This window comes from Ruegeria sp. BHSB064, from assembly GCF_059613205.1.
Genome location: NZ_JBXWSB010000058.1, coordinates 12864 through 27439, shown reverse-complemented (window position 1 = coordinate 27439; position 14576 = coordinate 12864). Strand labels below are relative to the sequence as shown.

The 14576-nt window shown below is 56.1% G+C and carries 13 protein-coding genes; 2 read left to right on the top strand and 11 right to left on the bottom strand.

Translation table 11 applies throughout. From position 1 onward, the window contains the following. Positions 1-208: 208 nt before the first annotated feature. The 9 genes from AC2FNU_RS14300 to AC2FNU_RS14260 form a co-directional block, all read right to left on the bottom strand. Positions 209-1168 (bottom strand): ornithine cyclodeaminase family protein, encoded by a 960-nt coding sequence (locus AC2FNU_RS14300; protein WP_496789586.1) that lies wholly within the window; start codon positions 1166-1168, stop codon positions 209-211. Beyond that, positions 1165-2289, bottom strand: coding sequence for an aminotransferase class I/II-fold pyridoxal phosphate-dependent enzyme (locus tag AC2FNU_RS14295; protein ID WP_496789584.1), 1125 nt, complete (start codon positions 2287-2289; stop codon positions 1165-1167). Before AC2FNU_RS14295 ends, AC2FNU_RS14300 begins: the two co-directional genes overlap by 4 nt. Before the next feature lie 164 nt (positions 2290-2453). Beyond that, the gene (locus AC2FNU_RS14290) at positions 2454-3284 is read right to left on the bottom strand and encodes a sulfite exporter TauE/SafE family protein (RefSeq protein ID WP_496789582.1); all 831 of its coding nucleotides are present in this window, start codon (positions 3282-3284) and stop codon (positions 2454-2456) included. Continuing rightward, positions 3281-3712, bottom strand: a complete 432-nt coding sequence (locus tag AC2FNU_RS14285) for a universal stress protein (protein ID WP_496789579.1) — start codon at positions 3710-3712, stop codon at positions 3281-3283. Before AC2FNU_RS14285 ends, AC2FNU_RS14290 begins: the two co-directional genes overlap by 4 nt. A gap of 2 nt (positions 3713-3714) precedes the next feature. Then, positions 3715-5019 carry a TRAP transporter large permease gene (locus tag AC2FNU_RS14280; protein WP_496789576.1) on the bottom strand — a complete coding sequence of 435 codons (1305 nt, stop codon included), beginning with the start codon at positions 5017-5019 and terminating at the stop codon, positions 3715-3717. A 23-nt stretch (positions 5020-5042) separates the two neighbouring features. After that, positions 5043-5723 (bottom strand): maleate cis-trans isomerase family protein, encoded by a 681-nt coding sequence (locus AC2FNU_RS14275; RefSeq protein WP_496789574.1) that lies wholly within the window; start codon positions 5721-5723, stop codon positions 5043-5045. A 120-nt stretch (positions 5724-5843) separates the two neighbouring features. Further along, the gene (locus tag AC2FNU_RS14270) at positions 5844-6371 is read right to left on the bottom strand and encodes a TRAP transporter small permease (RefSeq protein WP_496789571.1); all 528 of its coding nucleotides are present in this window, start codon (positions 6369-6371) and stop codon (positions 5844-5846) included. A gap of 64 nt (positions 6372-6435) precedes the next feature. Next, positions 6436-7425, bottom strand: coding sequence for a TRAP transporter substrate-binding protein (locus AC2FNU_RS14265; protein ID WP_496789568.1), 990 nt, complete (start codon positions 7423-7425; stop codon positions 6436-6438). Positions 7426-7433: 8 nt separating this feature from the next. Next, the gene (locus tag AC2FNU_RS14260) at positions 7434-8591 is read right to left on the bottom strand and encodes a M24 family metallopeptidase (RefSeq protein ID WP_496789564.1); all 1158 of its coding nucleotides are present in this window, start codon (positions 8589-8591) and stop codon (positions 7434-7436) included. A gap of 143 nt (positions 8592-8734) precedes the next feature. Between AC2FNU_RS14260 and AC2FNU_RS14255 the strand changes: the two genes are divergently transcribed. Beyond that, a complete protein-coding gene (locus tag AC2FNU_RS14255; protein WP_496789562.1) occupies positions 8735-9649 on the top strand; it encodes a LysR substrate-binding domain-containing protein in 915 nt (304 codons plus the stop codon). A gap of 89 nt (positions 9650-9738) precedes the next feature. Beyond that, the gene (locus AC2FNU_RS14250) at positions 9739-11559 is read left to right on the top strand and encodes a gamma-glutamyltransferase family protein (RefSeq protein ID WP_496789558.1); all 1821 of its coding nucleotides are present in this window, start codon (positions 9739-9741) and stop codon (positions 11557-11559) included. Positions 11560-11834: 275 nt separating this feature from the next. Here the strand turns inward: AC2FNU_RS14250 and amaB are convergent, their stop codons facing one another. Together amaB and AC2FNU_RS14240 are read right to left on the bottom strand one after the other, a co-directional pair. Continuing rightward, positions 11835-13334, bottom strand: coding sequence for an L-piperidine-6-carboxylate dehydrogenase (gene amaB, locus AC2FNU_RS14245; protein WP_496789555.1), 1500 nt, complete (start codon positions 13332-13334; stop codon positions 11835-11837). 126 nt (positions 13335-13460) lie between these two features. Next, positions 13461-14513: a saccharopine dehydrogenase family protein gene (locus tag AC2FNU_RS14240; protein ID WP_496789553.1), complete on the bottom strand. Its 1053-nt coding sequence runs from the start codon at positions 14511-14513 to the stop codon at positions 13461-13463. Between the last annotated feature and the right edge of the window lie 63 nt (positions 14514-14576).

The window sequence follows — 14576 nt, the reverse complement described above, 5'->3', positions numbered from 1 at the left end:
CAACTTGCCGTAACTTCGAGACAATCTCTTCCGGCTTTGGTCGCTTGTTCGCCATTCTTAGTCCTCCGTTTCCTAAACATAGGGGCGGACCAATTCAGTTGGGGAGGCTCACCAGCAACTGAATTTGCTCAGTTTTTTGAGGTAAGCGTCCGGGAATTAACAGCACCATGACAACTATTGTCGGGGCCGGATTCGGTTGGCTTCACAACTAATTTGCTTTGACCCGCAGCATCTCTTGGTGAATGAGTTGAGCAACAGCGAGATCCTGTGCGCCCAGCCCTGTAAGGTCTACAACAGTTATTTCGGAAGGATCGATCCGCTCTCCTGTCAGACAGTCACCGAGGGTCACGAATGAGTCTCGTCTTATCGTATGCTCTCTCAGTCCTGATGAGAACTCGCCCAGACGACTGCACTGGTCTGCGTCATCGACGATAAGCCGCCCGCAACGCGACAATAACGTGCTTTCCAGCTCCTGTTTTCCGGGCGTGTCGGACCCAAGTGCAACAATGTGGGTTCCTGGCCTGATCCAATCGTTTCGAACGATTGGGTTTGTTGCGGGTGTCGTCGTGATTATTCGGTCTGAGCTTCGGCAAAGCGTCTCAATATCCGTACCTTCAATCTGAACACCCTTTGGGGAAAGCTGGTCTACGATCTTTTGAACCTTTGTTTTGTCCCGCCCCGCGATAAGTACCCGGGTTGGCGCCTCAAGAAACCTGGACCATTCGGCATGAAGCAATGCCTGCTGTCCGGTCCCGAGAATGCCAATTGTTCCATCTGAACGAAATGGGCGCAGGTTTGCTGCCAGGATTCCTGCTGCAACGGTTCTCCATGCGGTCATCCAGCCGTCGTCCCTGAAAAGAGCCAGCGGCTCGCCCGTCTTGGCAGACAGTAGCAGGGACAGGCCATTATTGCTAGGCAGTCCGAGTTGTGAATTGTGATAAAAACCAGTGGCGACCTTAATACAGAAGTATGGATTGGCCGATCCGGAGGCAGCTTTGACATGACAGTCGCCGAACATTGGATCGCCGCTCTCTTCAAAAACCAGGTGCATCGGCTTTGGAGATATTGTTTCACCGCGAGCGTGGGAAATCAAAGCGGACTTCACCGATTCCATTACTGCGATGGGAGAAATCAACGGTCGAATGTCGTCAATATCAAGGACCTTCATGGCGAAATCGCATCCAGGTTACTTTCGACAAAACGTCTCATTGCAGCAAGCCCGTCCGTCATGTTTTTGCGTCCAAATCCGATCCGGAACCGATCTAAGGGCGTCGGCAAAAGCTCCGATTGGTATAAAGAGGGTGGAAGTAATAAGACGCCTTCGGCCTCCAAAAGTTGTGCACAGAAAGCTTCTGCACCTATCTTTCCGCGAAACACAGGCCAGGCGACGCAACTTCCGTCCGGCCTTTGCCAATCGAACAGTTCAGGGTAATCGGCAAAAAACGCGTCCAGTTGATCGAGGTTGTCTCGCACAATGGCACGGTTGCGTTCCAACAGCTTCTCGCCTTCACGCATTGCGAGTGTCGCAAGCCATTCACTTGGTGCGGCGCAGCAGATCGATAGGTAATTTTTGTATTTATTGATCCTTGAAAGAACATCTACATCCTGACTGGCCAGCCACCCGACCCTGAGTCCGGGAAGTCCGAAGGCCTTCGAAGTTACGTTGAGCGAGATTGCTTTCTCGTAAACATCTGCTGCGGGCGCCATTCTTCGTTCGGGGTCAGTCTCTAGGCCCCGGTAAACCTCATCCGAAAATAGCCAGAGCCCGTGAAATCGACAGATCTCAATGAGCTCCTCGTAAGTTTCCGGTCGAAGCGTTGCCCCGGTCGGATTATTTGGAAAGTTTATTGAGACAAGCTTGGTCTCGGGCCTGATGGCCGCCCGCAATGCATCAGGATCAAATTGCCAGTCCAGCTCGGCGCGCAGTGCAACCCCACTGGTATCACAAATGTCCAACGGTACGGTTTCGGCAGCCTGATAATTGGGAACAAACGCTATGGCGTGGTCATCCGGCTCAAGCAGCGTCCGCATCGCGGCGTAGATCCCCTCCTGGGCGCCGCTGAGCGTCATGATATTCTCTGGTCCCAGCGGTTGATAAAACGCGCTGAGCACCTGGCGCAGCGCTTCTGCTCCCATCGTCTCGGTGTAACCAAGGTGAATTTCACCAAGGCTGACGGTGGAGTCCGGTGCAACCAATTGCAGTAGCTCTGCGATCGTCATGCTGTCAGCATCCGAGGCCGTCATGTGATAACGCGCTGAGAATTCCCATTGCGCGAAGAACGTTTCCAATCCAAAATCTCGCATTGGTAGTTTCCTTCCTCAAAAGTCCACTTCGGCCTCTGATGGCGAGGGGGTTTACCTGAACAGTTGCCCTTCGTCATTCGACTGCCTTCGTCCTGCACTTTTTTGATGTGAGAACAATTCGGCCGTTCCGCTGGAATCAGAGTTTTCTGTCACATGCGCATGTCCCAGATCATTTTTAGCGCTACGGCGACCAAGAAAACGCCAAAGGCGATCTTGAGATGCCTACCCGGCAATCGATGTGCCAAAGCGACGCCAATTGGCGCGCCAACAACCGAGAATGGAACAATTGATACAAACGCGGCCAGGCTGACGTAGCCGAGGGCGAGTGGCCCCGTACCATTATCTCCCCAACCGGCCAGGACGTATCCGATCACTGCTGGTATTGCGATCAGGGGGCCGAGGCCGGCGGACGTGGCGACGCTTTGGTGCATGGGCTGTCCGAACGACGTCATGAACAAGTTGTTCAGGTTTCCGCCGCCGATGCCCATGAATGTTGATATCGCACCGATGCCAAAGCCAACCGCATTGGTCACTGGGGGAGGTGGCAATTCCGGGGCGATGGACCATGATTCGGGCAGCAGCAGCATCCTTGCCGCAATGGAAAAGGCGACCAAGATAAACACATAGCGTAGAAAGTCGCCTGGTACGAAACCTACAAGGAAAGAAGCTGCAACGACTCCAAGTGGTACATAAAACCGCCATCGCCGTAACAGTGACGGGTTACCCAGTACCCTATTACTATGTGCGGAATAGCTTCGAAGTGCTGTCGGAATAATAATTGCAAGCGAAGTTCCAACAGCCAAATGCGCGACATGTTCGTCTTGAACGCCAAGTATCGCGAATATGGTCTGAAGTATGGGGACCAGAATAGCGCCACCGCCAATGCCGAAGACCCCTGAGAGCACCCCAGCCAGCAAACCTGCCCCGGAACACCACCCAAACATGACGACGATGTCACTTACAGGAAACTCAGCGATCATGGACGTCGGCGTACAATGAGGACAGAGGCATCCGAATGGCGCGCGAGCCTCGCCGCGTTCGGCCCAAGAAGAAACGTGCCATAAGCGGCCTTGCCCGCCCCCGTTATGATCAGATCCACACCAAGGTCACGTGCCTTATCAAGGATTGAACTGTAAACCCTCCCGTCCGCGATGTGGAAATGGACATCCGCGGATTCGGGCAATGAGCCGGCATAGCCCTCTAGCGTTTTTCGTACATGCGCCCGGTGTTTCCTCGTCAGGTCCTCCGGCACGAACTGCGACAATGGCCCTAGAGCGTCTTGTGTCGGAATAACGCTCATCAGGTGCACGGAAGCATCAAGCGCGGCCTCCCTGGCAACTGCCGGCTTCAGTCTGGACCAATTGCCCTCCTCACTGGGGTCGACTGCGACAAGAATGGTGCGTGACATGGCTATCTCTCCAGCAGGGCGTCAGGGAGCCATAGCGCCAATTGAGGGAACACGGTCAAGATGACCACTCCGACAACCATGAGACAGAACATCGGGAAAGCGGCACGGGCAATGAAGCCAAGATCGCGCCCCGTCATGCTTTGAACGAGGAAAAGATTGAAACCCACGGGCGGGGTAATCATCGCCATCTCTGCGACCAGGACGACGAAGATGCCAAACCAAATCATGTCGATGCCAGCCTGCCTTACCAGCGGTTCGATCACGGCCATGGTAAGAACAATTGAGGATATTCCGTCGAGAAAGAAACCGAGGATGACGTAGAAGACGGTAAGTGCAGCAATCAACATCCATGGTGAGAGATTCATTCCGCCAATCCATTCTGCCAAAGCCCGTGGCAACCCGGTAAAGCCCATCGCGAGCGTCAGGAAGGCCGCGCCAGCGACCAGAAGCATGATCATGGAGGTCGTTTTTGTCGCTCCCATTAATCCGTCGATAAAGGTCGCACGCGTCAGGGAACGTTCAAAGAGAGACAGAAGCAACGCCCCAAGTACACCAATCACCGCGGCTTCCGTCGGGGAGGCTATGCCTGCATAAATCGAGCCAATTACGGCGAAAATCAGCATCGCAACTGGTGCAAGGTGAACAAGCCCGGCCAGTTTTTCGCGTGCACCAGCACGTGGTTCGCGCAGGGCACTTCCTGTCCTGCTGAACCTCCCCCAGAGATAGATGTAGCCCATAAAGAGCGCTGCAAGCATGATGCCAGGGAGGATGCCCGCCATGAACAGGCGAGTGATCGAAACCTGCGCCGTTACACCGTAAACAATCATGATGATCGAAGGCGGGATCAGCAGGCCCAGCGTCGACGCCCCGGCCAACGTTCCATAGGCCATGTTGTCCGGATAGCCTCGGCGTTTCAGCTCTGGCACCGTGATCTTGCCTATTGTGGCCAGCGTAGCGGCAGAAGACCCGGAGATCGCCGCAAATGTCGCACAGCCGACAATGTTAATGTGGATCATACCGCCCGGAAGCGATCGCATCAGCGGGGCCAATCCCTTGAAAAGGCCGTCGGACAACCGGGATCGAAAAAGGATTTCTCCCATCCAAATGAAAAGAGGCAACGAAGCCAATCCCCAACTGTCGCTGTGTGACCAAATCGTTGTCGCCAGAGCATCCCCTACGGGACGTGAGGTGAACAAGCTCATTGATATCAAGCCAACACCCATCAAGGCCAAGCCGATCCAGAGCCCAAGTCCAAGAAGGCCGAAGAGGGCTACGATCATCAATATCGCTAGTGTGGTTTCGGCCAATCTTTGTGCCTCCGGTTCTTGGGTTAGGCAGTTGCAGTTTCTTGCTTTGACACTGGACTGGCAGTTTGAAACAGCATTCCCACCCCATTCTCTGAGGCTTGCCCCAGCATATTCAGACAGTTCCACATCGAGGCCTGATTGGAGCAGATGACTGGCTTGCCAAGCCTGGCCTCGGCAGCATCGATGATGTCGAGTGCGCGGAGGGCGCCACAGCTCAGGAAGACCACGTCCGCTTGGTCTCGGTCGGCATACTCGGCAAATTCGATCAGGCTATCTGGCGTCACCGCATTCATTTGCATGTCGTTGGCAAGCGAAAGGCTTTCGCGCGAAGCGCAGGCGAATCCGTTGCGCTCGAGAACCTCGGCCTCAATGTCTGTTATGTCCTGCGTATAGGCCGTGCCAAGTGCTACGGTCTTGGCATTCAATGCCTCAAGAGCGATAAGCACCGAAGTAAAGAGGCTCGTCGCCCGCACCCCTGGCCGCAGATTTTCGATTTTTTGCGTGATATGGTTCTCACCAATGATAAAGCTCGCAGCGGTGCAATTGAAGCAGATGACATCGAGGTCGCTGCGCCCGGGCATTAGCACCGAGACCGCTTGATCTAGTGATGCCTCAACCGCCCGCAGATTCTCAACCGTGCAATTTTTGGGCATGTTGACGCGCGAAAAATGCACGCCCACAGTCGGCGGTTTCAACCGAAACATGTCCCTTTCTGTAAGGTCTGCATTTGCGACCGCCAGAAATCCGATCTGCCCGGCGGAATGAGGACCCGCGTCGAACTGGGGCTGGAATCCCGGGTGTTCGGTTCGTAAATCCATGGGCTACTACTCCCAGCTTTCTGACGTGTGCTCTGCTGCCAGTCCTTCAAGATCTCCGCGTAGAAGCGCCCTGAGAGTGGCGAGCCCCAATACAACAGCAAACAATGAAAAGCCGGCAGCGAATGGAGCTTGGGGAATCCAGATCAATATCCCGTCCGAGCCATCGCTTCGGTCCTCAAATTGGTAAGACACGATGGTCATTTTGACGAGGAACCAGGCAAGATAACCGCTCATCGCGGTTGATATGCAAAGAACCACCACTTCAAGAACGTAGCGTGCTCGCCCTTGGAGTTGGTCGACGAGCAATTCAACACGAATGTGCCCGTGTTGCCCGAATGTATAGGCCATTCCAAAAGCCCCCGCGATAGCAAGGCAATAGGCCGCGTAGTCGGTCAGCCCGGGAACATAGGCGCCACCGAGTCGGCTAATGATGCTCGTGATGACAAGGCCTGTCAGCACGACAATGGTCAGTGCTGCAACCATCCCACTTAGTCGCGAAATCGTCGAGATGGCGATATCAAGAACCCTGATCATGGCAAGCACTCGTTTGATGCGTCGCCGACGCGAGAAGCCTCGGCGACTCTCCGATTTTCGATAGTCAGTTTGCGGCGAGATATGCTGACAATGCGGCAGCTGCAGTTTCGCTCGCTTCGGCTTTCCATTCTTCAGCCATCGTTTGACCAATGCTGGCAAAAGAGGCTGCAAGCGCTTCTGAAGGCTGCTCTACGTTGATGCCGTTTTCAGCCATCGTGGCGTTGTAGTTTTCCGTTATCTCGCGGGCGGTTTGCCAGACGGATTCCTCTGCATTATTTGCCGCTGTGAGGATGACTTGCTGAGTTTCCGCATCCAGACCGTTCCACGCGTCTAGATTGACAATCACAGCACTTTTAGGGAGCCAGGCGTTCACGGTGTAAAAGTAATCGACGAAGTCCCACATCTTCTGGAAAACACCGATCGCTCCGGACCCGACCATACTGTCTGCGACACCGGTGGAGAACGCCTGACTGATCTCAGTTGCTTCGGTCTTCGTCGGGATTGCACCCATAAGCTCAGCAAGGCGGGACGTGTTCGCGTCATAGGCCCGGAATTTCCGCCCATTCATATCTTCAACTTTTTGGACGGCTTCGGTGGCAAACAAACCCTGGGGTGGCCAGACGGGCATAAAGAGCAACTTCAGCCCACGCTCTTCAAGAGCGGCTTCAATTGCTGGTTTTGATTCTTGGTACAACGACCATGCTTGATCGAAGTCGGTTGCGATGAATGGCAACGTGTCCAGCCCGAAGATCAGATCCTCGCTCGCATGTGCGCCCATGTAGCGACCACCGATCGGCACCTGTCCAGAGCGAACCGCACGCAGGATTTCACCGCCAGCGTACAGAGAACCGCCCGGGTGCAGGACAATTTCTAGTTTGTCCGGAGCGTTTGTGTTCACTTCTTCAGCGAATGCCGCGTAGGCTTGCGAGATATAGTTTCCGGCGCCGTAAGCCGAAGGCATGTCCCATTTTTCCTGAGCAATGGACGGGCTTGCCATAACCATTGCTGCGGCACTGAACGCCGCAACTTGTTTCAACATCATCTTTATCTCCATCTGTCGGTTTATGTTTTTACCACGAGGTCACGCGGGAAATTTGTCAGAACCTCGCAACCCGAATTCGTGACGCGCACGCTGTCGCTGATTGCCATCCCGAAGTCTTTGCGGAACATGGTCGGGATGACGTGAAAGGTCATGTTCTCTTCAATTATCATCGGGTCGTCAGGTCGTATCGAGTAGATATGACCTTCCGCCCAGTTTGGTGGGAAACCGATTCCGATTCCGTAAGCGGTGCGGCTCTTGAAATATTTTTCCAAGCCCAGCCGCTCGACCCTGGACCGACACGCCTTATCGATCTCGCCCGACGTCCGCCCGGGCTGGATCGTGTCGACTGCAGTACTCAGGATTTCTACCAACGCTTCGGCGGTGGCTTTCTGCTCATCTGTCGGCGGGCCCAAAACGACACTGCGCGACATCATGCTATGGTACCGGTCAATGCATCCTGCCCCCTCAAGAAGCACGACATCACCCTGTTCCATCACCTTGCGTTTCCAAAGTGCGAAGCACAGGGCTGACCGTTTGCCTGAGACGACCATTGGAGGGTGGCCTATGTACTCGCTGCCCGCTGCAATGGATCCCTGGTAAAGCGCGGCCGCAACATCATTGTCACTTCGTCCGACGGCAACCATTTCAATGGCAGCTGCCATTCCGATTTCGACACACCTAGACGCTTGCCGGATGCGCTCGATCTGGGCCTCGGACTTTACCGTGCGCAGTCTTTCGATTGGACTAGACCATGCGACCAGGTTGACATCGCAGCCTTGTTGCAACGCGAGATAATCCTGAATGTTCAGGTAGCGGGATGCCGGTTCGAAACCGATACGCGATGCCTTGGTCCCTTCAAGAAAACCACAGAGTACCGACACATGATCCTCGGTATCTCTGACCGGGACCGCATCTGCTATCGTCGGCAGAGAGAGCGCCATGTCGCGATTGACGATGCGGGTCACAATCACCGGCTTGCCGTCGGCAGGGACGTACATGCATTGAAAGGTAAAGTATCCGATTGTTTGGTAACCGGTTAGCCAGAACATGTTCTCGGGATCGAAGATGAGCGCGCCATCGAAACCTTCTGACGTGAGTGCGCGCTGAACCTTTTCCAAGCGCTCTTCAAAGCTCTCTACTGGAAAGGCAAGCTCATCCGGCCAAAGTCGCCGGGTCATCCTTTGTTCCGGGGCTAAAGCCGTTAGTTGGGCCAAGGCGTACGAACTCCATTCTGAATAAGTAAGATCTTCACGTGACAACGCTCATTCGAATTCATATGAAAAGCAAATCGGATTTCGGGTAGGTAGGGACAAAAAAAGTTATGACACCCAAGCAGATTGAAGTCTTCCGTGCTGTGATGATGGCCGGATCGGTAACGTCGGCTGCCAGACGACTTAACGTCAGCCAGCCCGCTGTCAGCAAGCAGATCCACCTGCTTGAGGACTCTGTAGGGTTCAAGTTGTTCTTACGATCCGCAAACAGGCTTGAGCCCACGCACGAGGCCATACTGCTCAGCGATCGGGTTGAATCGGTCTACACAGGGCTGGACCAAGTTCGGCAGCTCGCTGTCGCGATTCGTGATGACCGCATTGGCGAGGTTGTCGTCGGGGCGATGCCGCTATTAGCCGAATTCTGGCTTCCCTCAATCCTGGCTGAACAGGCAAAGCGTGCCCACGGTGCGCGAATATCGGTTCCGGTTCGAAGTTCTGACTGGCTCTACCGCGCGACTGCAGCTGGTCGTATCGATCTTGCCGTTGGGCTGACCGACCATAACGCTGGCAGCGTTTCGCTCGTGCCGCTCTTTCGTTTACCCCTTGTTTGCTTGACCCAAGTCGGCCACAGATTTGAGCTTGTCGACCGCGTCAATCCCGACGATCTGGCTCAGGAGCCACATGTGCAGGTGCGAAGCTTTGACACCCGAGAGGGAGATACAGTCGCCTCAGCGAACCTTCAACCAAATTCCAAGGCGCGTGTGGAAGTATTCACGACCGCCGCAGCGGCCGAAATTGTACAATCGGGATTTGGGGTTACGGTAGTCGACGCCCTCACCGCCGAGGCTTTCGAGAGTCGCGGGCTGGTCGCACGGGCAGTCGATACCGACTCTTTTTTTGACCTGTCGCTGATTGAGCCAAAGATGCCGACCCACAGTAAGTATACGTCGTTGATTCGAGACGAAATCTTGAGAAGTGCACGCCTCAAGCAGGAGGCCTTGGATCGCCGCTTCGGCCTGCTATAAGCATAACTTTTCTTTGTTCTGGATAAAGCATATCGACATATTTTTCCTGTCTATGATCTGCCATCCTCTATCAGATTGGAGGGGAGCCGATGCCAGAATTCACTACTCGACCCGACCTTACAGGTCATTTCGGCATGGTTTCTTCCACTCACTGGCTTGCCAGTCAGACGGGAATGCGGATGCTCGAACTTGGGGGTAACGCATTCGATGCTGCGGTTGCAGGCGGGTTGGTTCTGCAAGTGGCTGAACCGCACCTGAATGGTCCCTTGGGCGAAGTGCCCATTCTGATACACACAGCATCTGATCGCAGAACGCAGGTGATCTGCGGACAAGGGACCGCCCCGTCAGCCGCCACCATCGACCATTTCGAGCAACTTGGGCTGGATAGTATTCCCGGCAATGGCCTTCTACCAGCCGTGGTGCCAGGCGCGTTCGACGCGTGGATGCTGATGCTTCGCGATCACGGCAGTCTGCCGTTGGATCAGATCATGCAACCCGCAATTGAACTGGCGCGGCTTGGCATACCGGTAACATCGCGCATGCGGAGTTCGATCGCGCAGATGAAGGGCTGGTTTAAAGAACACTGGCCGGAGAATGCGCGCATCTACCTCCCAGATGGGGAAACTCCAGACGAAGGGGCACTTCTTTGTAATCAAGCTCTTTCCGAGATGTACGAACGCCTTGTCGATCAGGCAACCGATCAAGGTAAGGGTGATCGTGTTGCGTCGGTTGATGCAGCCCGGTCTGCCTTCCGTTCCGGCTTTGTGGCAGAGGCGATCGCGCGGTTCTGTCAAACACAGTGCTCAGCCGACATCACCGGGCGGGACAATCGCAGCCTGCTGACGCTTGAGGATATGGCATCATGGCGGGCAAGCTATGACACGCCGGCTACCACTACGTTCTGCGACAAGACTATCTGCAAAACAGGACCCTGGGGCCAAGGCCCCGTTTTGTTGATTGCCTTGAACCTGTGCAGCCTTTTGAAAGATCGACTGGTGGAACCCGAAAGCGCGCAATTTTACCACACTCTGATCGAGATCATGAAACTGGCATATGCCGACCGCGAAACGTACTTCGGCGATCCTGACCATGTCGATGTGCCATTGGATAGGTTGCTCTCGGAGACCTACGCAAAACAGCGCGCGCACTTGGTTGACGAGAAGGCCGATCTTGGTTGGCGCCCTGGTCAGATTGAAGGCTACGATTACAGCGTGGATTACAACGCCGCCGCCCAAAGGGAAATCGATACTGATGCACTTGCCGCAGCCGGGCTGGGTGAACCCACGAGCAAGGAGCGGCGTGGTCATGGTTTTGGCCCGGCCCTTGGCGATACCTGTCACATCACGGTGACGGATCGCCACGGAAACATGGTGGCGGCAACACCTTCTGGCGGATGGATGGAATCCTCTCCGGTGATCCCAGAGCTTGGTGTTTGCCTGGGCACTCGACTGCAGATGATGAGTTTGGATCGAAGTTCGCCGGACGCGCTTGCGCCTGGCAAACGGCCACGGACTACTCTGACACCAACCCTAGTTCTGAATGCAGACAAGAGCGGCCGTATGGCTTTGGGGACGCCCGGAGGCGACAAGCAGGATCAGTGGCAACTAGCCTTCCTAGTTCGGCATTTCTTGTGCGGCTTGACTCCTCAAAAGGCGATCGATGCACCTGGATTCAGCACAACACACTGGCCGGGATCATTCTATCCTCGGCAAGCCGAGCCAGGTGCTGTCCGCATCGAAGGACGAGCGGGGGAAACCGTCCTTCGTGATCTCCGCGCACGAGGCCATGTGGTGACTCCAGCAGGTGATTGGACCGAAGGTTGGATATGCTGCACGGCACGATCGGACGCTCAAGTACTTTCTGCAGCGGCAAGTCCCCGTGGAAATCAGGCTTATGCGGTCGGTAGGTAGCGGATTCGAAGCTAGATATCGATTAATGCTACATGTTGACCTTATGCGTGACAAAAGCGTGTAGCGGTGGACACATAAACGAAGTGCAAATTCTTTACGAAACCCGAAAGGTCGCATGAAGCCCGGAACATAAACGAGGTGAGCTCAAACAGCACCACGCACGATCAACGCACTCTTCTGCCGTTCATCCATTCGGAACCTGTCCGACATCACCCGCGAAGCTAAATCGCCGTTGTCACCAGTATGATAACGGCGAGGTTCCAAGCTCAGCTGGTTCAGACATCGAAAGAGACGCCCTGCGCAAGCGGCAACTCCGCCGAATAGTTTACGGTCGCAGTCTGGCGACGCATGTAGCCTTTCCAGGCGTCCGAGCCGCTTTCACGGCCGCCACCGGTTTCCTTCTCGCCGCCAAAAGCCCCGCCGATCTCGGCGCCCGAGGGCCCGATGTTGACATTGGCAATACCGCAATCGGAGCCGACCGCCGACATGAATTCTTCGGCTTCGCGCATGTTGAGCGTGAAGATACAGGACGACAGGCCCTGCGGGACGCCGTTTTGAAGGGCAATGGCCTCGTCCAGCGTCTCGTATTCCAGGACATAAAGGATTGGCGCAAAGGTTTCGGTGCGCACGGTGCCGGTCTGACCGGGCATTTCCACGAGCGCCGGGGTGACATACGACCCGCCGGGCACGCCGTCGGTGACATCGGCACCGCCATGGACCGTCCCGCCGTCGGCGCGCGCGCGCTCGAGTGCCGCCATCATCCCGTCCCGCGCGCCCTTGTCGACTAGCGGCCCGATCAAGGTCCCGGACTCTCGCGGATCGCCCACGGGGAGACTGGCATAGGCCGTCTTCAGCCGCTCGACCAGATCGGCCTTGACCGACTTGTGAACTATGAGCCGGCGCAGCGACGTACACCGCTGACCGGCGGTGCCGACGGCCGAGAATACAATGGCGCGCACCGCCATGTCGAGATCGGCGGACGGGGTCACGATCATCGCGTTATTGCCGCCAAGTTCCAGGATGGCACGGCCCCAACGCCCGGCCACTTTCGGGCCAACGATGCTTCCCATGCGGGTCGACCCAGTGGCGGACAGGACCGGCACCTTGTGAGAGGTTGCCAACGCGTCGCCCAGATCCGCGCCACCGATGACAAGCTGGTGGAGGTAGGACGGCGCGTCTGCGCCAAACCGGGCAAGGGCCCGATCGAGGATCTTTTGACAGGCCATCGCCGTCAGCGGTGTCTTTTCCGATGGCTTCCAGATCACCGGGTTGCCGCAGATGAGCGCGAGCGCCGTGTTCCAGGACCAGACCGCAACGGGAAAGTTGAACGCCGAAATTACGCCAACCGGCCCGATCGGATGCCAGGTCTCGGACATCTTGTGCCCCGGACGCTCGGACGCGATGACCAACCCGTATAGCTGGCGCGACTGACCAACGGCAAAGTCGCAGATATCGATCATCTCCTGCACTTCGCCAAGTCCCTCGGACGCGATCTTGCCCGCCTCTAGCGTGACGAGCGCACCGAGCTCATTCTTGGCTGCGCGCAGCTCCTCACCCAGAAGCCGGACCAACTCGCCCCGGCGCGGGGCTGGGACGATCCGCCAAGCTCGGAACGCCTCTTCGGCCTGCCCAATGATGCGCGGCATGTCGGCGGCATTGGTTTCGGCCAGATGCGCAACCTCGACTCCATCGATTGGCGAGGTGACGGCCAGTGTGCCGCCGGTGAGCTCGTCCTTGTCAAATCCAAGGTCGGAAAGAACGTTTGCGTGGCTCAAGATATTCCTCCAGATAAGCGTGTTTCGTATGTCCTATCCCCTGTCGCGATCTTTCCGAGCGCGCTCAAAGCGGGACAGGCCGCATGTCAGGTCGTTATTGCCAGTGTCGCGGAACAGTCTCCTGCGTCAGGCATAGCGGGCCCCATTCGATGTCTTGAGAAAATCGGCAAGCGGGATGGCTTCCTGCTTCAGGAATCCCTGCTGTGGCAACGCACCGTCGCGCACCATCTCGATCACGGCCGCGACCGACGAGGCGGTGGTCCAGGCAATCGCCGTCCGTTCCTTGCCCGCGATGTCCAGCGGTTTCAGACCGCGCACAAATTCCCGCCTTTCAAGCTTGCCGTCGATCGTCCCTTCCGCCGAGACATGGATGTAGACGATATCGTTGCTGACCGGCGGCTTGGCGTTGACCAGCACCTCGCCCGCTTCCTTACGCCGTTCGCGCATGAGAAGCTCGTGGAAGAAGAAATTCATCAGAGCGACGTGACCGGGATACCGCATGCTCTTGTAATCCATGTTGGGCACGCTGTCCTTGTAGGTCTCGCACATCGTGCCGAGGCCTCCGGACGTGGTGAAGGCTTCAAGCTCCAGCCCGCCAATGACGATCTTTTCCACCCATTCCATGGGCGATACCCACTTGATCTGCCCTTCTTCCAGAACCTCACAATCGTTGAGGTATTCGTTCACAACCCCCTCGGGCGACCAGTTGAACGAATAACCCATCAGACCTGTCGGGTTCTGCGGCAAGGCGCCGACCCGCATCCGGCAGGAGCGGCAGTCATCGAACTGCGAAATGAGATCCGCGCCCACGATCCCGACAAAGCCAGGCGCAAGCCCGCATTGCGGGGCCATCAGCGCCTTGGATGTCTTGGAGAGCTCAAGGATGGTTTTGGTGGTCGGGACATCTTCCGTAAGGTCAAAATAATGGATGCCAAGATCATGCGCGATCTTTGCCAGGCCTGAATTGAGGAAAAAAGGCAGACAAGAGAGGACCGCATCCTGCCCGGCGAGAAAGCCTTGCACAGTATCTCTGTCCGACACGTCCATGGTACTGACATCAAAAGGGAGACCATCGACCTCACGACTGTCCCCACCCGTCACGACGAAGCCCACTTCGTGGAGCAATTCCCCAGCAAGCTGCCCGACCTTTCCGAGGCCCAGTATCGCGATCTTTTCCATGCGCGCTCCTCTGACTGACCCTGTGACAAAATCAGACTTCAGCTTGACAGAAAACACCCTGTT

Bases quoted from the DNA above. Each gene is read 5' to 3' on its own strand.
- AC2FNU_RS14255 (WP_496789562.1), top strand. From the start codon at position 8,735: ATGACACCCAAGCAGATTGAAGTCTTCCGTGCTGTGATGATGGCCGGA.
- AC2FNU_RS14265 (WP_496789568.1), bottom strand. From the start codon at position 7,425: ATGGAGATAAAGATGATGTTGAAACAAGTTGCGGCGTTCAGTGCCGCA.
- AC2FNU_RS14240 (WP_496789553.1), bottom strand. From the start codon at position 14,513: ATGGAAAAGATCGCGATACTGGGCCTCGGAAAGGTCGGGCAGCTTGCT.
- AC2FNU_RS14300 (WP_496789586.1), bottom strand. From the start codon at position 1,168: ATGAAGGTCCTTGATATTGACGACATTCGACCGTTGATTTCTCCCATC.
- AC2FNU_RS14285 (WP_496789579.1), bottom strand. From the start codon at position 3,712: ATGTCACGCACCATTCTTGTCGCAGTCGACCCCAGTGAGGAGGGCAAT.
- AC2FNU_RS14260 (WP_496789564.1), bottom strand. From the start codon at position 8,591: ATGACCCGGCGACTTTGGCCGGATGAGCTTGCCTTTCCAGTAGAGAGC.
- AC2FNU_RS14270 (WP_496789571.1), bottom strand. From the start codon at position 6,371: ATGATCAGGGTTCTTGATATCGCCATCTCGACGATTTCGCGACTAAGT.
- AC2FNU_RS14275 (WP_496789574.1), bottom strand. From the start codon at position 5,723: ATGTTTCGGTTGAAACCGCCGACTGTGGGCGTGCATTTTTCGCGCGTC.
- AC2FNU_RS14250 (WP_496789558.1), top strand. From the start codon at position 9,739: ATGCCAGAATTCACTACTCGACCCGACCTTACAGGTCATTTCGGCATG.
- AC2FNU_RS14290 (WP_496789582.1), bottom strand. From the start codon at position 3,284: ATGATCGCTGAGTTTCCTGTAAGTGACATCGTCGTCATGTTTGGGTGG.